The sequence below is a fragment of the Enterococcus hulanensis genome (assembly GCF_005405485.1).
Lineage (GTDB): Bacteria > Bacillota > Bacilli > Lactobacillales > Enterococcaceae > Enterococcus_A > Enterococcus_A hulanensis.
Window position 1 is genome coordinate 135,457 of the sequence record NZ_BJED01000003.1, and the last position, 18,540, is coordinate 153,996.

Consider the following 18,540-nt stretch of genomic DNA (forward strand, 5'->3'; position numbering starts at 1 on the left):
TTATCATTTACATCCTCAGTATAAGAAAACCCTTTCAATTAGAAAAGTTGCACTTTTTCCAGCCAACTGTGAAAAACGTGTCTGTTTAGAAAAATCACGCTAGCTTGAAGTAGACGTTTTAAGAATTGTATCAACCGTGTATAGCCACCACAATAAAAATGATAAGTTTAATAGATTAGTAAGCTTTATAAACCATTAAACTAAAAGATTGTTTTCATCCTTCTTCAATGCTTTAAATTCACCGTTTTTTTTTAAACTGAATTTTGAGCACAAAAAAACAGACCTCTCTTCACGAAAGATCTGCTTTACAATATTTATTTTCCAATAACCATTCTTCTAGTATACACCGCCTGCCCCGAGTGCATCACCGCATCATCGATCGCTGAAATGATCCGGACTTGACGTGTTACCGGTGGGTTCCAATTAGTATCAATCACATCGGCAAGACTGCTTTCATCGATTTTATTCAAATACTGCTTCGTAAAAGCTATGCTGTCAGATAAATAGTCTAAAACCAATTGTCGATCCGTTACAATAACCTTTGCCGCTTCTTCTGGTGTGTGACGATAATCTTCAGTATCATCTGGCAGGTCTAAGGCAAATTTTTCTGACCAGCCGGCACTTGTCCAGAGATACTCCGTGCCATTTAGTTCCGAGATCTGCATATCCAATTCCCGCGCTGTATGCCACATTAACCATACCACTGATTTGATTAAAGGCGCTGGCATTTGATTGGCTTCTTCTGTCGTCATCTGGTCAAAGGTATCCTCAAAACGTTCCTGCGCACGATCCAACATTTCCATTGCAAATTGCGTGTTCTCCATCTTAAAATCCTCCTAGTTCGTATGGTGATCCTCATTAAAAAAATAGTCTCTCTCCTCACTTTACTACGGGGATTTTCTAAGAGCAACTATTCGACGTTCGTATATAAATAAACGAGATCATTAGCGACTTGCTCTGCTTCATCTAGCTGATCAAAATGGAAAAACAATGTTTGCTCTGGCAATAGGATCTCCAAATCATTTTCTTTGCGCTGGATTTCTAGCTTATAGATTGGAAAAAACACATGCGTAAACTGATCCAAATCAATTTTGGGCTGAATCAGCATTACCCCTGCCGAATAGAAAACCACAGGAATTTCGTCCACTGTTTCCAACAAAGTAAAATTCATCAACTCGTCTTCTGAAAGCTGTGAATCAATATACGCTTGTAAAATCAAAAACTGCTGTGCTTTATTAAATACCTGTTTAAATTCATTCATCGCCTTACTCCTCAATCAAAATCGCAGGAATACCAAAGCCAGCCAAGATACGCGCGGAAGTATAGGTATTCAACCCTTTTCTAAAGGTAATATAAACTTTGCGATCTCTTGGAATTTCGTTGATCCGATCGCGCAGCTCGTTCATCGGAATGTTCTTGGTCGCTTCAATACTGCCGGCCGTTGCCTTATCTGGTTCGCGAATATCTAGGAAGAAGGCATTTTTCAGATCTTCTGCTGGAATATCCGCTGCCTTGATTGTTTCTACCACATTGGTCATTTGATTGATTGCTACATAACCGGCGATGTTCAATGGATCGCGCGTTGTTGAATAGGGCGGTGAATACGGCAGCTCCAAATCCGGCAAATCAAAAACAGTCAGATTCCCAGTGATCGCAACCGATAATTCACCCATGCGCTTATCCACACCTTTTTCACCAACAGCCTGCCCGCCTAAAATTTTTCCGCTCGTCGCGTCAAAAATAATTTTCAGATTCAAGCGTGTAGCGCCTGGATAAAAATATGCGTGATCGAAGGGGGTAACAAATACAGATTTATAATTTGTGATGCCTGCTGCCTTCAACGCATGTTCGGTCATACCCGCATAGCTTGCAGTGTAATCAAAAATTTTCGCAACACCTGCACCAATATAACCGCGATAGCGCATCGGTGTGCCATTGACCATATCCGCCAGCATATGCCCCTGACGATTTGCCGCACTGGATAACATGCTGGAGGTTGCTAGACCTGTAACCACGCTCGTTGTCTTGATAATATCACCGATCGCATAAATATCTGGTACGTTTGTTTCTAATTGATCATTAACGATGATCTGCCCGTCGTCTGATAATTCGATTCCAGCAGATTTTGCCACTTCATTGTTTGGCGCTACCCCTGTCGCGAAAATAATCATATCGGTATCAAGCTTCGTGCCGTCTGATAAAACAACCTCTTTCCCTGCTTTGCGAATCTCTTCAACGTGGGTACTTAAACGAACCTGCAATCCATTTTCGATCAGCTTATCATAAATCAAATCCGCGATCTCCTCATCATAAGGAAAAGCGACCTGCGGCAATTGATCCACTAATGTTACGTCCATCCCGCGATGTTTAAAGTTTTCGGCTAATTCCAAGCCCATCACCCCAGCACCTATAACTAACACATTTTTTGGCTCATGGGCATCCATAAACGTTTTAATCTCAGCCGCATTCGTGACACTTCGCAAAACAAAACCGTTCTCCGCTTCACTTGCTCCTTTGATCGGCGGCAATACTGGTCGAGCCCCAGCAGAAATAATCAACTTATCATAATTAGTCGTTGTCTTTTCACCAGTTTTTAAATCCTCAACAACCAATTGCTTCTTGTCTGGATCAATCACCTGTACTTCATGGGTCGTAAAGACATCGATATTATTCTTCACCTTCAAAATTTCAGGTGTCCGTTCAATCAACGAATCTAAGTCTTCAATCACGCCGCCTAAATAATAGGGCAACGCACAGCTGGCGTAGGAAATATTCTCCCCACGTTCGTAAATCACGATCTCATGCTCTTCATTCAAACGACGCAAGCGCGTAGCAAATGAAGGGCCGCCTGCTACTCCGCCGATAACTACAAATTTCACGATAATCTCTCCTTTTTCAATTTAAAGAATTTATTTTCAAGCCGTATATCATTTTTCTAAACATGTGTGGCGATAATCGGCTTAAAATTTTGACCTAACTTTTGAACTAAACAAACTGTGAAAAGAGGAACTCCTATTCCTTTCTTGATACTACTATTTTTATGAAATACCGGCAAAGAATTGTTCTCCAACACAAAAAAGATCAATCATCTTCAATTGATGATTGATCTTTGCCTATTTTTTCTTTAGTTCCCGTAGATTTGTCGTTTTCCCGCCGCTCACTATTTTTAATTTCAATTGTTTACGACCTGTTCTGATTGCGTGATACTCGATGTTATTTCCATCATCGGTCATAATCACTCTTTTTTTATTCGAATTGACGGCTACCCTAGCATGTTTCAAAATTGTGGCACCGTCACACTTGATCGTCCAATCAGTAAAATTTTTATTTTGAGCTTTGAAGGAATACCCGACCGCCTCACCAGTCCAACCGCCCTGCAGCCAAGCACAATTATTAGGCGTCACCCTGTTAATAATCGTCAAAAAAAGCAGGATCGCTAAAATCATCAACCCGCTGGCAATCTGTTTTCTCCATTTAAACAAGTAATTCACAAGATTTTCTTTGATTTCTTCGAACGTTGAAATACTCATCCTATGTATTAATCCTCCAATAACCGTATAATCATGCACTTCTCTTTCAATAGTGAAAATCGTAACATAATGCTTTTTAGTTTACAAATCCTTTTTTAATCTTTTCTATTTTTAATTTTGAATAAAAAAAGACCAGTCATCATTTCTGATAACTGATCCTCCTCTATTCAGCTAAATTATCCGCCAGAATCTCCATCGCTGCTTGAACATAGTCAACACACGGCTTTTTTCCAAGCAGCTGTGTACAATACAACGAACCACATTCTCGTTCAAAGTCCTGCGTCAGCTCAACTAGGAGTTTGCCAGCCTCATCATCTTTGCACCTTGCCGGATCATCCACATCAGGTGATCCCTTTAAATAATTGGCTACCATGTACGTGCCTGCTAATGCCCCGCACAAGCCCTGATAGTTTCCGCCGCCATAATTACTCGCAAGTGCGTCTACCTCTTCCTGATCGACTCCTATTTCCTTACAGTAAGCACCGACGACCGCCTGACAACAGTTGCGGCCAGCCTGAAAACAAATTCTTGCTTGTTCTTGATGATTCATGTCCCTCCATCCTTTCGGTAAACTGTCTCAACAATTTTTTACCAATGTAATACAAGGTACGCCATCTTCTTCATAGGGCTCGCCCTTTTTTTGATAGCCTAAATTTTCGTAGAATCCTGCTGCTGACAATTCCGCATGAATCAAAATCTGTTTAAACTTTTGGGTCTTGGCTAAATCTTCCAAAGCCCTAACTACTCGACTGCCTAGTTGTTTTCCACGATACTCCTCGATTGTTGCCACACGACCAATCCGTGCAGTTTCGGTATCTTCCATCAACAAACGAGCAGTCGCAACAGGACGCGATCCATCAAAAAGGACGCTGTAAATAGTATCAGAAGTATCATTCTGATCAAACTCATCAGCCAACGCGATCTTTTTTTCCAATACAAAGACGCGCATTCGAATATAACTGCTGGCTGCTCGTAAATCGCTGTCACGGCCTACTTCTAATCTCAAGTTTGTCATAGCTCCTCCTGTTTCTTCTATTATACTATTTTTTTGAAACCTCTTTGATGGTCAATCCTGCTTCTTTCAAGAAAGACGACGGTTCGGTTGCTTTATTATTGACCGTTTTTGGGTAAGTGACATATAGATTTTCTTTGGCACGTGTAATAGCGACATACATCAATCGACGCTGCTCTTCGATCGTTGTAGGCGGAGCCGCTTCTTCTTTTGCCTTTTGCAGATCACAATCGGTCATTTTGACCGTATGATGATTCGGCAGCGCATCTTGATAAACACCCTTAATGAAAATATTTTTCTTGCCTAATCCTTTGCTGGCATGGATCGACAGTAAATAGACAGCATTCAATTTTTCCTGGTCGTAGTCCTTCAAGCGCTTTTTCATCCCTTGATTTTGCTGACTCGCCTGCTGATACGCTTCTAATAGTCCCGGCCAATCACCTGCCGCAACTAACTCTTTACGCAGCCACTCTGTCTCTTCCTCACTCAAATCTTTTTGGAATTTCGGCGTTGCTAATAATGCCTCGGCTAGTGAAGCAAGACTCAATTGTCGGCGCTGATAAAACAAATAAATCTGTTTAAAGAATTCCTTCGCTTGATTTTGAGCATGTTGAGAAAGATTGCGTTCGCTGATCAGAAAGGCCACCAAATCATTGATCTTGAATTTATTCTTACGAAACAGCTCCTCGCTAAATTTAGCGCTGACACCAAATTTTATAAAGTGAAAAAAAGCATATTGCTGAATGATTTTTTTCAACGCCTCATTTTTTTGCTGGATCGTTGTTGCAGAATCCAGCATTTCTAATTGCTGGAAGAGCGTCTTAAACAACGGCAACTCAAAAATTCCCAATAAATCATCGTTCGATGGAGTGACAAACGGAACCTTTTGCTTTTTTAATTGCTTCAGCAAAGATCGCAATTGCACCCGAGTTGGGTATAGGACCATCGTATCACGATAATCTGGACTGCCATCGGCCATTGGCGTTTTATTTGCCAACGTTTGAATTTTTTGCCCGATCCAAGCAGCTTCTTCCTCGTCATCGGGAAAACTGATCCCGTAACAATCATGAGTTGTTGTCGTTTTGAAGGCTGTCATCGTTTTTTCTAAACGGTCGTGGGTATTGTAGCGAATCAATCGATTTCCTGCTTCCACGATTGGTGCATCCGAGCGGTAGTTCGTCATCAGTTTCAAAGACGTCTGCTGATATTCTTCCTCGAATGCTTTGATATACCCAGGTTCTGCGCCACGGAAATAGTAAATACTTTGATCATCATCACCAACAATGATCAATTTGCCAGCATTTTTCTGCGGAGCCTGTTTATCTGGCGGACAAATCAGAGCCACGATTTGCTTTTGCAGCGGATTGATATCTTGAAACTCGTCGATAAAAATGTAGCGATATTTTTCCTGCAAAGCTTTGCGAGCAGACGTATCGTTTTCCAGCATTAATTTCAAATTAAACAGCATGTCATCGAAATTGATAAACTGCTGCGCCTTCTTTATTGTCGCCAGTTCTGTTAAAAACTGCTGAAAAACCGTACTCAACTTTTTATTTAGAAGAATCTCCTGCGCATCAAAGTGCTTTGCGACAAGCTCAACCATCTCTTCATCGGAATACCCCATATTGCGCCAATAGCTGATTCGCGAAGCAAGCGTTCGTTCATCCAGCTTGTCAAAATTATACAAACGATATTTTTTGATCAATTGATTCACCGTTTGATAATATTGCTCCTCATCGATCTCGCCTTCGATCCCCCATTTTTTCAGATCCGGTTTCTGACGAATTAACTCATTATATTCTGTATTGAACCAGCCATGAAATGTTTGAACTTTAACACGAGCATAGCCGCCTAAGTATTTATTGACACGCGCTTCCATCTCCAGCTTTGCTTTGCGGGAAAAAGTACACATCATGATCGTCTTTGGATCAACCGATTCTGCCAATACTAAATAAGCTGCTTTAGCACAAATAGTTTGCGTCTTCCCGCTTCCAGCTCCGGCAATAATCCGCAGATGTGTCTGCATTGGAAAACGGATCGCCGCCAGCTGCTCTTCACTAAATTGATTGCCGCCATTATTAGCAATCAACTGTTGCAAGTTCGCTTGATCATCTACTTCTGTATCTGCTTCGATTAGATCTGATTTTATGTAATTTGAAAGCTTTGTAAGCATGCAAAATATCTCCTCTATGTAAAAAATCATACTTGTCCATTATACCGAAATTTCTCAACTTTGATAGTGATTCCCACGCACGTGGAAAAAGGCCAGTACAAAATTAATTTATACTGGCCGTCCTATGATTATTTAGTTAACGAATGAAAGCAAAAAAATAGTTCCCGATTTCTCGGAAACTATTTTGCTTATTTCTTATGGATGAATATATTGTAAGCCGGCTGCGCTCAATGTCGCAGTGTTCGGTCCGGTTGGTGTTGGGAAGCCCATACCACCTTGAGTAATAGTGATTGTATTGTTTGAAGCATTGTATGATTGAACATAAGCAACGTGTCCGTATGAAGGATCAGCATTCCATGTTCCAACTGATTGACCTTGTGCAAAGACTACGATCGAACCAGCTGCTGGCGAGCCGTCTACTTGGAAGCCATCAGCTGCTGCTGACGCGCCCCATTGGCATCCGTTACCCCAGTAAGTTCCAGCCCAAGGTGCAACGTTTTTAACGTACCAAGTACATTGACCTACTGCATACATATTACCTGAACCAGTGTGATCCACTTTGTTTCCACCTGTATTTATTGGAGGTGTAGGCTCTGGTGTTTTTGTATCGTCTGTTGAACTTGTTTCAGTTTTTGGTTCAGTTGTTGCAGAAGATGAAGTTGAGCTTTCTTCACTTGCACTTGATGAAGCTTCGGTTGAAGTTGAGCTTTCAGCAGATGCTTTGGCTTGTTCAGCTTGTTCTTTAGCCGCTTTGGCTTGAGATTCTTCGAAGGCTTTTTGGGCTTTCGCAGCTTCTTGTGCTTGACGTTCTTGTTCAGCTTTTTGTGCTTTTGCAGCTTCTTGCTGTTCTTTCAAGACACGCGCTTGTTCTGCTTTGGCTTCTTCTTGTTGTTTCTTCAATTTAGATTTGTCTTGTTCAGCTGTTGCTTGTTCTGCAGCATAGTTTGCTTTTACAACATTCAATTCAGCTTGTTTGTTAGCAATCTCATTTTTTTGCGCTTCTAATTCTTTTTGATTCGTTTGAATTTCAGCAACTTTTGTTTCGTTGTCTTTAACTTTTTCTTCTACCGCTTTTTCATCGGCTTTTTGTTGCTCCATCAATGAATGGTTCGCTTTGACCATCGTTGACATCGCTTGAACACGTCCGACTACATCAGATAATGAATCTGCTTCTAAAACTGCAGAAACATAGTTAGTAGCTTGGCCCTTCACCTGTGTATCACGGGCTTGGCTTTTGATTACTTCGTTACGTTTTGCGATACGTACTTTTAAAGTAGCGATTTTTTCTTGTAATTTCATTGTATCTTTATTCAATTGATCTTGCTTAGCTTCTAAGTCTTTAACTTTTTCGCTAACTGTTGCAATTTCACTTGTTAATCCGTCAATTTGTGTTTGAACATCGGATTGTTTTCCTTGTAAATCACTGATCTTTTGATCTTTTTCTTGAATCTGTTGATCATAATTATCGGCTAAAGCAATACTTGGTACTGCTGATACAGCGATTGTACAAACTAACAATGCTGATAATAAACTCTTTTTCACTAATTATTCCTCCGGCTATTATGTTGATTTAAAATTATAGATCGCATAACGTCAGATGTAATTCTAACATAGTGATATATCACGCATATAAAAGAAATGTTACAAATACATTTCAAAATATTTTTTAAAATTTTTGAAACGTTGCGTAAAAATACAAAAAAGCGCTATTTAGCAGCTTTTTCAAGTGAAACTCTGTACTTTTCCATTAACCCAGTTTCTTTATGATTGATAAAAAAAGTGAAAATAATTTCAAGGAAAACTACTTGTAAGCATTTGTCTATTAAATAAAATGAGTTATCGTCTCACCTATCAAACAAAATGATGATTTTGATAGGTGCTGACCTAGAAATTTTTCTTCCTATTATAAGCCCTTATTTTGGCCGGTCATTTTCTTTGGTTCTATTGCGCTTTTCGAATAGAATAAACTTGAGAGAAGAAAGGGGAACTGTTATGCGTTGGCGAGGAGATCGACAAAGTTCAAATGTAGAGGACCGATCCGGAAGCAGTGGACGATCGACAGGAAAAATGGCGGCTGGCGGCGGCATTGGTGTATTTTTAATAGCTATCATTGTTTTCTTCCTATCCGGTGGAGATTTGAGTACAGTCACAGATACTTTGGGCGGCGGCATTACATCGGCAACATATGAAACTGAAAATGTTTCTTCAAAAGAATACACAGACCAAAAAGAATTTGCCGCAGTCGTCTTTGCTCATTTAGAAGACTACTGGAATGATGAGTTTGAACAGCTAAATGAACCATATCAAAATCCGACGCTCGTACTATTTACAGATAGTGTAAGTTCCGCTTGCGGACAGGCCAGTTCACAGGTCGGACCATTTTATTGTCCAGCGGATCAGAATGTGTACTTAGATTTGAGCTTTGCCGATGAGCTATCAAATAAATATGGTGCAACTGGTGATTACGCTATGGCTTATGTGATCGCACATGAAGTCGGGCATCATGTGCAAAACGAGCTGGGCATCTCTGCTCAATTAGATAAAATTCGTAAACGAGTCTCTGAATCCGAATATAATAAATACAGTGTCCGTTTAGAATTGCAGGCTGACTACTTAGCGGGCTGCTTTTCAAAATACTTGGCTGGAGAAACTTATCAGGGACAACCCATTCTTGAAGAAGGCGACATAGACGAAGCGATCACTGCAGCAAATGCGATTGGTGATGATACCTTGCAAAAAGAATACCAAGGATACGTCGTACCGGACAGCTTTACTCACGGAACTAGCCAGCAGCGTATCAACTGGTTTAAACGCGGGTTTCAGTATGGTGATTTGAAACATGGAGATACCTTTAATGAAAAGAATTTAGATCTATCCACCGCAGCGTAGATTTTTTAAATTTTATTTTACACGATTTACAAATTATTAAGACCACAAAGAGCCCCCACTCAAAACTAATTTTGAGTGGGGGCTCTTATTGTTTGGAATAACTCACGTTGTACTTATTAGAAAATTAAACTTGTCTCTTCCTATAGAAATACAAAGCGCCTGCCAAAACAATTATTACTAGTCCGATATATGGCAGAACCTTCAATACTTGTTCCCCAGTCTGCGGTAAAGTGCCGCCGCTGCTGGTTCCATATGATGATCCACTGGACAAGCTGCTGCCATCGGTAAAGGTATCACCCTTCGTTGAAGGCAGATCAGGATTTGTTTTCTTGATCGTCACAGTTTGAGCTTCATCATTGATATCTTCGTGAGAACCGATCAGATTCCCCTTCGCATCAAATAATTTTTCGAAGGCCACTAGTGTTAGATCATTCGACAATAGGCTGCGGCGGAAAGTAAAGCGCATTTCAACCGTGCCGGTACCTGTGTCGCTGGCCACAAAGGTTGCTTGACTCTCAACTTCGCGTCCTAACACAGTGAATGGTGCGTTCGCTTCTTTCATCATCAATGTTCCGCGAACTGTATAGCTTTCACCCGGAATCAGATTTTCGTAGAAGATGATGTCATTGATAATAACATCTTCATCACTATCTTTACTGATTTCAGCTGCTTGTGTCCCAACTTTTGGATAATGAACCGACTGATCTTTGTCTTCAATATCTGTATGGGATGCCACTTCTTTTTCTTCTTGGTACAAGGTCTCGAAGACTACCACTGTCTTACCAGCCAGGTCGCCCTTCGTAATCTTGAATTCCAATTGGATAGTGCCGTCACGCTTAGTCGCTTTGAATGTTTTCTCAGCATGAACTTCATTACCTTCGCGGGTTAGGAATGGTTTGTTCGTTGCTTTATCCATCAATACGCCTTTGACTGTGTATTCTTTACCTACAATCAAGTTCTTGTAGCTGACTTCATCGACAACTGTTACTTCATCATCGGCAAAGCCTTCGTTTGTACCTGAGTCTTTATCTTTTGCTTTGGTTGAAACTTGCGGCTGACGAACTGTTTGATCTTCATCTTCCAGATCTTCATGGACTCCAACTAATTTTCCTTCTGCATTGTAAAGTTTTTCGAAGACTACTAACACTGTATCTTCGTTGATTTCGCTGCGTGGGAAAACAAATTCAACTTCCACTGTACCTGAACCTGTTTCAGAAGCTTTAAAGGTTGCCTTGCTAGTCACTTCTTTTTCAGCAACGATGAATGGTTTGCCAGTTTCTTTGTTCATCAACACACCATTAACCGTGTATTCTTTGCCAGGAATAAGATTTTCATAAGACACGATATCTTTGATCTTCACATCTTTGTCTGTACTTCCCGTTGTTTGAGAAGCTTGCGTTCCAACTTTCGGATACGTTACAGTTTGATCTTCATCTTCGATATCAGTATGAGCTGCTACTTCTTTTTCATCATGATAAAGTGTTTCAAAGACTACAACTGTCTTGCCAGCTAGATCACCACGTTTGATTACAAATTCTAAATCAATCGTTCCATCTGGTTTTTCAGCTTTAAACGTCTTCTGCGCACGAACTTCATCACCTTCACGAGTCAAGAATGGTTTGCCAGTTGCTTTATCCATCAACACACCTTTGACTGTGTAGTTTTGACCAACATTTAAATGCTTGTAAGAAACTGTATCAACGATCGTTACTCGTTCGTTAGCAAGTCCTTCATCCATTTCAGTATCTTTGTCAATCGCATCTGTTTCTAGTTCAATTTCAGGTTTGATTTCAACTGTTTGGTCTTTGTCATTGATATCTTCGTGAGTACCAACTAATTTACCTGCAGAATTGTAAAGTTTTTCAAAGACCACTAAGTTCTTAGGATCTTCTAACGCTTTACGGCTGAAAGTAAATTCAACCTCAACAGTGCCGGTTCCTTTTTTATTCGCGGTAAAGGTTGCTTCACCAGTAATTTCCTTATCGTCTACCTTGAAGGCTTCGCCCGTTTCTTTATCCATCAAGACACCAGTAACTTTGTATTCCTTACCAGGAACTAGATTATCATAAGAAACGATATCCTTGATTGTCACTGTATCACCATGAACACTTGTTTCAGAAGCTTTCGTACCAACATCTGGATAATTGACTGATTGGTCCTCATCATTAATATCCGTATGTGAACCTACCTCTTTGTCTTCATGATAAAGTTTTTCAAAGACAACGACTGTTTTACCAGCTAGATCTCCTTTGGTTACCACAAATTCAAGTTCGATCGTGCCATTTTGTTTTTCTGCTGTAAATGTTTTCTCAGCATGGACTTCTTTGCCTTCTGTTGTCAAGAATGGGTTGCCTGTCGCTTTATCCATCAATACACCTTTAACCGTGTATTCTTGACCTACATTTAAGTTTTTGTATTCAACAGTATCAATAATTTTGACTTCTTCTTTTGCAAGACCTTCGTCCATTTCAGTATCTTTATCAATAGCTGTTGTTTCTACTTCAACTTCAGGCTTCACTTCAACCGTTTGATCTTTGTCATTGATATCTTCGTGAGTCCCAACGAGAACACCTTTGGCACCATAAAGTTTTTCAAAAACAACTAATTCTTGGTTTTCCTTCAATGCACTGCGTTTGAAGGTGAATTTAACTTTAACTGTACCTGAACCTGTTTTACTTGCATTGAATGTTGCTGAACCAGTCACTTCTTCTTTATTTACTAAGAATGGTTGACCTGTCGCTTTATCCATCAGCACACCGTCAACTTTGTACTGTTGACCCGGCTTCAAGTTTTCATAGGCTACGTTATCTTCAAGTACAATGGTATCTCCATGAATAGAAGTTTCTGCCGCCTTCGTACCAACTTTCGGATAATTGACTGATTGGTCTTCGTCCTCAATATCGGTATGCGCGCCTACTTCAACATCTTCATGGTAGAGATTTTCAAAGACGACGACTGTCTTACCTGCTAGATCGCCTTTGGTTACTACAAATTCAAGATCAATCGTGCCGTTTTTCTTCTCAGCAGTAAAGGTTTTTTCTGCACGAACTTCTTTGCCTTCAGTGGTTAAGAATGGTTGGTTCGTTTTCTTATCCATCAAGACACCTTTGACTGTGTACTCTTTGCCGATTTGAAGATTTTTGTAAGAAACGGTATCGACAATGATGACTTCTTCTTTATCTAAGCCTTCATTTTGTTCTGTATCTTTATCGATGGCCTTTGTTTCTACTTCTGGGAAGTCAACTGTCTGATTTTCATCATTGATATCTGTATGAGAAGCAATTTCTTTTTCACCTAGATATAATGTTTCGAATACTACGACAGACTTGCCAGCTAGATCGCCTTTGGTAATCTTGAACTCAAGATCGATTGTGCCATTTTGTTTTTCTGCTGTGAATGTTTTCTCAGCTTTGACTGTTTTACCGTCGGTTGTCTTAAATGGTTGATTTGTTCCTTTATCCATCAAGACACCCTTGACTGTGTATTCTTTCCCTACAATCAAGTTCTTATAAGAAACAGTATCGACAATCGTTACTTCTTCTTTCGCATTTCCTAGATTCAAGCCGGTTTCTAGGTCTTTCGCAGATGTTTTCACTTCCGCTGGAGGCTGTACCGGCACCGTCTGGTCTTCGTCATCGATGTCTTCGTGAGTCGCAACAACTTTTCCAGTCGCGCCATAAAGTCGTTCAAAGACAACTAATTCTTTATTGTCTTTCAACGCACTGCGATCGAAGGTGAAGGTCACTTTAACGATACCTTTACCTGAATCTGGTGCTTTAAAGGTTGTTTCGCCTGTCACTTCTTTGCCATCAACTAAGAAGGCATTGCCAGTTGATTTATCCATCAACTTACCTTTAACGGTATATTCTTTTCCAGGAATTAAGTTTTCATATGAAACATTATCCTCGATAACTACTTTGTCACCGTGTATACTAGACTCAGCGGCTTTCGTACCGACTTTAGGATAAGAAACGGTTTGGTCATCGTCTTCTATGTCAGTATGGGAGCCCACTTCTTTGTCTTGGTTAAACAACTTCTCGAAGACCACGACAGTTTTACCTGCTAAATCTCCTTTAGTTACCACAAATTCTAATTCGATCGTGCCATTTTTCTTTTCAGCAGTAAATTTCTTCTCAGCGCGTACTTCTTGGCCATCAGCTGTTAAGAATGGTTGGCCAGTTTCTTTGTCCATCAATACACCTTTAACAGTATATTCACGACCAACCACTAGATTTTTATAGCTTACAATATCTTTGATTGTTACTTTTTCAGTTGCATTTCCTTCATCTGTTCCTGTGCCAACATCGCTGGCGTTTGTTTCTATTTCAGGATAATTCACTGTTTGTTTTTCATCAGTGATCTCTTCGTGAACCGCAACTTCTTTTTCGCCTTCGTAAAGTTTTTCAAACACTACAACCGTTTTTCCGCGCATGTCTGTTTTCTTCACGACAAATTCTAAATCAATCGTACCGTTTTTTTTATCTGCTTTAAATGTTTTTTCAGCGGTTACTTTTTTACCATCAGAGCCGACAAATGCTTGCCCTGTTGATTTATCCATCAATACACCCTTAACGGTATAATCACGACCAACCACTAAATCTTTGTAAGAAACAGTATCAACAATCGTAACTTCTTCTTTTGGCTGACCATTCTCGTCCAGCGCATTTCCTTCATTGATATCAGTTTCTCTATCTTTTGCAGAGGTTCCGATCTCAATTTTAGGTCGAACAATCACATTTTCAGTTTCTTCACCTTTTTTACCTGTATGAACTAATTTTCCTTTATCGTCATACAATTTCTCCACATACCCATAAGAACCAACTTCTTTTGGTGTAAACGATCCTGTCTTGTATTCACCAGAAGCGCTGACTTTGATTTTTTCAGAAGTCCAAACGATATCTGCTGCTGTCGCATTTTCAGCGTTGGCAAAGTCATTGACTTTATCTGAGAATTTGTACAAATCAACAATGACATAATAACCATCCGGTACAGTCGTTTCTAAGATAACCGTATCATGGATCGGTTCACCTAGATAAATATCGTTACTAGAAGCTTTTGTATGGATATTTACTTTATGAACATTGAAGACTTCACCAGGATCGCCATGGTTTCCTTCATAAATAACTTTTCCTGTTTTCGTATCCACGACTTTCGCAATCCAGCCATATGTTCCTTGTTCAGTGATCCGAACATCTTCTAAACCATAACCGTCAACGTTTGATTTATATTCACCATATTTTTTAATCGGCATTCCCTTAGAAGATTTTGCAACTTCTGTCGGATTTGAATAATCAAAATCATTGGCTTTGTCGCTATATTTATATAGCGTGAAGGTTACTTCTGCATTATCGCTTGATAAAGCTTTATTCACATGTAATGTGTCATAAACAGGTTTATTAGAGAAGACATTTTCTTCATTTACTTGCGTGTAAAATTCTTCTTCGCTGCCTGATGGGACATGGACTGTTTCAGAAGGGATTCCATAATCAGTTTGGAATTTAGCCAAACGTCCTGAGTCTGAACCACCGGTTACAACAATCGTATACCAGCCGGCTTTATCAAACGCTTTAAATTCCGTCGTACGTAATTCACCAGAAATCAATGGTGCTTTTACGACATCGAAAACTTCTGCGCCAGCAGGAATCTTATCATCGCGAATTGGTTTGGTTGGACTGTAATACATAGTGAAGGTAGCTGTCAGTTCTTCAGCAGTTTCTTCACCCGTTCCCCAACCATCTGGTAAATTGTAATCGCCATTTTTATCTGGATCACGATCTTTACCAATCAGTTCAGGATTTTTACTATCCCAATCGTTTAAGTTTCCTTTACCATCGATCGGTAATCCCCACATTCCAGGAAGATCTAATACTTTGATCGTGTCATAGATTTGCGCACCAACTGTACCCGATGCATCAGAAACAGTTGTTTCAATATTTGGTACCCATGGAACGACAACATATTCATCCGCACTACCAAAGTTTGAATGCCACGGTTCTGTGTAAGTGGTAGACTCGATTTCTTCTACCCACACATACCAGCCTTTTTCAGTTACTTCAATCTCAGGAGTAGTAAACGTTCCATTTCCATTGATTGTTGTTGTAACTGTGCCCGCAACTTTTGAACTCGGAGGCAATGTTGTTGATCCGCCGTCATGTTGATTTGGGCTTTGGATGAAGTCTGGTTTAGTCAGGTAAGGACCATATAAAGTACTCTTAACAACTAACTGATGACCGTCTTTATTGTCAGTAACCGTCAATTTATCGGCAACTTTCCCACCTTTAGGACCCAACTGGGCAACAGTCGTCTCGGTCTTGACTTTAGGCTGCCATTTAGTGATAGTTTTTTCGTCGTCATCATTAAACGGTGCTTGGAAGCCTTTTGTAAAATGTTCTTGATTTGCTTGATCTGCCACAACGACCTTCAATACTGGATAATAAAAACCTGGTCCAGTTGATTTATGTTGAGAGGTGACAGTGTAATCTCCCGCTGCGGTTACGGTTTCGGTATCACTGCCGATAAAAGAAATATCTCCCGGCAAGCTGTTCACATCAAGTTTTTGCGTACCGTAATCGGTTGCTGAGTAATACCAATCAATTTGGAATTTCACTGGAACCTTATTATTCGTACCAATAACATTCGGCCAATTTCCTTCAGCTAAAGAAATACTTACTTTATCTTCTAGGTTATCGCCTTCTTTGATTTGTACCTTAGAAACGGTCGTTCCTTTTACTGCGAACTTTTCAATGACTTTGGTTTTTTCATTTTCTTCATTGAACTGTGCTTGGAAACCTTTTTCAAAAGCATCCGGAGTATTCTGCTTGTTCTTATCTAGTTTTAATACCGGATAATAGAAGCCTTGTTTGTCAGCCGTATTTGCTGAAGGAACATCTTTTACACCTGGAGCATTTACCGTGAATGTATCCGTGTGCGGTAATTTCGTTACATCTGCAGGTAGACTGTTCACATTAAATTTTTGATTCCCGTAATCTGTCGGTGAATAATACCAATCAATTTCAAATGAAGCTGGGACTGGTGTTTGAGTATCAACGATAGTTGGCCAAGGTTTATTACCTTCTACGCTGATTGTTACTTGGTCCGATAACTGTTGACCGATTTGTACATCTTGTTTAGAAACAGTTGTTCCAACTGGTGCAAACGTTTTTTGTTCTTCTTTAAATTGAATACTAGCGGATGCTTCTTTGCTTAATCCAGTAGCAGTGTATGCTGTTATCATGTTCTGAGAAGTATCCCAAGCGTAACGCTGCATTTGATGACCTGGAAGTTTGGTTACCTTTGCCGTAATATTCAATGGATTTCCAGCTGGGCCTTGATTAGCTGTATAGTTGTCTAACTCAGCGATGCTGTTTAAGGTAATAGTCCCAGAACCCGTTCCGCCTGACTTCGGCACAAATTGTCCGCCGGTCATGCTCATTTCTAATTTACCGCCAAACAGACGTAAATCAACATTTTTCATATCTTTCGATGCAGCTGATTTAAGTGATAAATTCATATTGGCTTTTTTTGAACCCGCGACTTCAGTCAAACCAAGTGACAAAGTATACGGTCCATAATAATTATCAGCCAACGCTCTAATTTCATCATTCTTATTTTTGGCCGCAACGGCTTCTGAATTACCACTACTTAGGCGGCTGTTAAATTTTGTCAAAAAATCCGCTCTAGTTGTTGAAGATGATTCCAACTCAGTATGCGTAAAGTACGACATCGCCGCATGATTTGTATGATCCGGTGCTGGTGCAGCGACTAGCACGTGATACATAAATGCTCCAATTGCTGCTGCATTAGACGAATCAACTGACTTATTAGCATTGGTAAAATTCGATGACGGGCTTACATATTTTCCTGATTCTGTACAAAACATGAAGGAATTCCCCATTGGTTCGCTACCGCCAGTAGCATAGGAAATCGTTCGTACATCTCCTACACCGCCTTCAAACATATAACCATATGCATTTTGTCCATAACCAGTATTTCCACCCGCAGGCTTCGCTTCTACGATCATCGACAAACCATTAAACCCTAATGACGACAGCACCATAAATATAGCTGCCGTAACTCGAGTCATTTTACCAAGAATTTTTATAATTCTTGTTTTCATTCTCTTGCACTCCCTTTCTTTTTCTCTCCTTTTCGCCAATAAATCTCTCTCTTCTTCCCCGTTAAGCGTCACCTCCCTAGTAATTTCATCCTGTATACTACTCTTCTATTTCAGCTAACTGCTTTTCAACAAGATCATTTTCAAAATAATCAAAAAACTCTTTTCTCAGTCGATAGCCTTGCCCCCATACTGTTTGGATCGCTCCATGTCCGCATTCGTACTCCAGCTTTTCATTTACTTTAGAGACAACTTTCGACAAGCTTGCTAAAACAGATTTATTGGGTTCTTTGTTCCAAATTTGACGACTGATTTCTTCTCTAGATACTGTTCGATTGCCAGAATGGATTAAATAATCAACAATTTCCTTTTGTTTCAACTTCAGATTCAAATCAGATAATTTCTGCTTAACATTCATTTGTTGAACGTGATCTTCTTTTTGGAATGCCAAACGAGAAATCTCAGCAATCAGCAAAAGTTCCCTTAGTCTTTCTAAATTTGAATCTACTGGGATCAAGCCATCAAAATTCGTCTCCGTCATTTCATCACAGCTCATATCAATGACACGGCGAAAGAGTTTAAAGCGTCCGTATTGTAATTGTTGAACCAACCTCTCTACTTCTTTGTCATATAATGATTCACTGAAAATGATTCCATCAAATTGAGATAAAAATTGTTTATTAAATTTCTCCTTTTTCAACTCGGTGATTAGACTATTCGAGCAATAAACCTCATTTCCTAGTTGCTTCAACTGACTTTCGAAGGTCTCCTCATAGGAAGGAACCTTAGTTAAAATCAATAACTGCATCATTTTCTCCTTTCC

11 protein-coding genes are annotated in these 18,540 nt (G+C 39.9%); 1 reads left to right on the forward strand and 10 read right to left on the reverse strand.

Features of this window, described 5'->3' with window-relative positions; all coding sequences use genetic code 11:
- Positions 1–314: 314 nt before the first annotated feature.
- The 8 genes from FFR60_RS04580 to FFR60_RS04615 all read right to left on the reverse strand — a co-directional run bounded on the left by FFR60_RS04580 (position 315) and on the right by FFR60_RS04615 (position 8,257).
- Complete coding sequence (locus FFR60_RS04580; RefSeq protein WP_137663235.1) at positions 315–824, reverse strand: DinB family protein; 510 nt, start codon at positions 822–824, stop codon at positions 315–317.
- Positions 825–910: 86 nt separating this feature from the next.
- The gene (locus tag FFR60_RS04585; RefSeq protein WP_137663236.1) at positions 911–1,261 is read right to left on the reverse strand and encodes a hypothetical protein; all 351 of its coding nucleotides are present in this window, start codon (positions 1,259–1,261) and stop codon (positions 911–913) included.
- A gap of 4 nt (positions 1,262–1,265) precedes the next feature.
- On the reverse strand, positions 1,266–2,879 hold the full coding sequence (locus tag FFR60_RS04590) for an FAD-dependent oxidoreductase (protein ID WP_137663237.1): 1,614 nt from the start codon (positions 2,877–2,879) through the stop codon (positions 1,266–1,268).
- Positions 2,880–3,113: 234 nt separating this feature from the next.
- A complete protein-coding gene (locus FFR60_RS04595; protein WP_137663238.1) occupies positions 3,114–3,530 on the reverse strand; it encodes a hypothetical protein in 417 nt (138 codons plus the stop codon).
- A 163-nt stretch (positions 3,531–3,693) separates the two neighbouring features.
- Positions 3,694–4,080, reverse strand: coding sequence for a C-GCAxxG-C-C family protein (locus FFR60_RS04600; protein WP_137663239.1), 387 nt, complete (start codon positions 4,078–4,080; stop codon positions 3,694–3,696).
- A 27-nt stretch (positions 4,081–4,107) separates the two neighbouring features.
- The gene (locus tag FFR60_RS04605; protein WP_137663240.1) at positions 4,108–4,545 is read right to left on the reverse strand and encodes a GNAT family N-acetyltransferase; all 438 of its coding nucleotides are present in this window, start codon (positions 4,543–4,545) and stop codon (positions 4,108–4,110) included.
- 25 nt (positions 4,546–4,570) lie between these two features.
- Positions 4,571–6,715, reverse strand: a complete 2,145-nt coding sequence (locus FFR60_RS04610) for an ATP-dependent helicase (protein ID WP_137663241.1) — start codon at positions 6,713–6,715, stop codon at positions 4,571–4,573.
- Between the two features lie 195 nt (positions 6,716–6,910).
- Positions 6,911–8,257 carry a CHAP domain-containing protein gene (locus FFR60_RS04615; protein WP_137663242.1) on the reverse strand — a complete coding sequence of 449 codons (1,347 nt, stop codon included), beginning with the start codon at positions 8,255–8,257 and terminating at the stop codon, positions 6,911–6,913.
- A 450-nt stretch (positions 8,258–8,707) separates the two neighbouring features.
- Here FFR60_RS04615 and ypfJ point away from each other — a divergent pair, with 450 nt between their 5' ends.
- On the forward strand, positions 8,708–9,604 hold the full coding sequence (ypfJ, locus tag FFR60_RS04620) for a KPN_02809 family neutral zinc metallopeptidase (protein WP_137663243.1): 897 nt from the start codon (positions 8,708–8,710) through the stop codon (positions 9,602–9,604).
- A 124-nt stretch (positions 9,605–9,728) separates the two neighbouring features.
- On the opposite strand, the gene FFR60_RS04625 is transcribed toward ypfJ, so the two are convergent.
- Positions 9,729–17,720, reverse strand: coding sequence for a VaFE repeat-containing surface-anchored protein (locus FFR60_RS04625; protein ID WP_137663244.1), 7,992 nt, complete (start codon positions 17,718–17,720; stop codon positions 9,729–9,731).
- A 97-nt stretch (positions 17,721–17,817) separates the two neighbouring features.
- A complete protein-coding gene (locus tag FFR60_RS04630) occupies positions 17,818–18,528 on the reverse strand; it encodes a helix-turn-helix domain-containing protein (protein ID WP_371852828.1) in 711 nt (236 codons plus the stop codon).
- Positions 18,529–18,540 lie beyond the last annotated feature (12 nt).

Excerpts from the sequence above, each read along its gene's own strand:
- FFR60_RS04580 (WP_137663235.1), bottom strand. The coding sequence starts at position 824 with ATGGAGAACACGCAATTTGCAATGGAAATGTTGGATCGTGCGCAGGAA.
- FFR60_RS04585 (WP_137663236.1), bottom strand. The coding sequence starts at position 1,261 with ATGAATGAATTTAAACAGGTATTTAATAAAGCACAGCAGTTTTTGATT.
- FFR60_RS04595 (WP_137663238.1), bottom strand. The coding sequence starts at position 3,530 with ATGAGTATTTCAACGTTCGAAGAAATCAAAGAAAATCTTGTGAATTAC.
- FFR60_RS04600 (WP_137663239.1), bottom strand. The coding sequence starts at position 4,080 with ATGAATCATCAAGAACAAGCAAGAATTTGTTTTCAGGCTGGCCGCAAC.
- FFR60_RS04605 (WP_137663240.1), bottom strand. The coding sequence starts at position 4,545 with ATGACAAACTTGAGATTAGAAGTAGGCCGTGACAGCGATTTACGAGCA.
- FFR60_RS04610 (WP_137663241.1), bottom strand. The coding sequence starts at position 6,715 with ATGCTTACAAAGCTTTCAAATTACATAAAATCAGATCTAATCGAAGCA.
- ypfJ (WP_137663243.1), top strand. The coding sequence starts at position 8,708 with ATGCGTTGGCGAGGAGATCGACAAAGTTCAAATGTAGAGGACCGATCC.
- FFR60_RS04625 (WP_137663244.1), bottom strand. The coding sequence starts at position 17,720 with ATGAAAACAAGAATTATAAAAATTCTTGGTAAAATGACTCGAGTTACG.
- FFR60_RS04630 (WP_371852828.1), bottom strand. The coding sequence starts at position 18,528 with ATGATGCAGTTATTGATTTTAACTAAGGTTCCTTCCTATGAGGAGACC.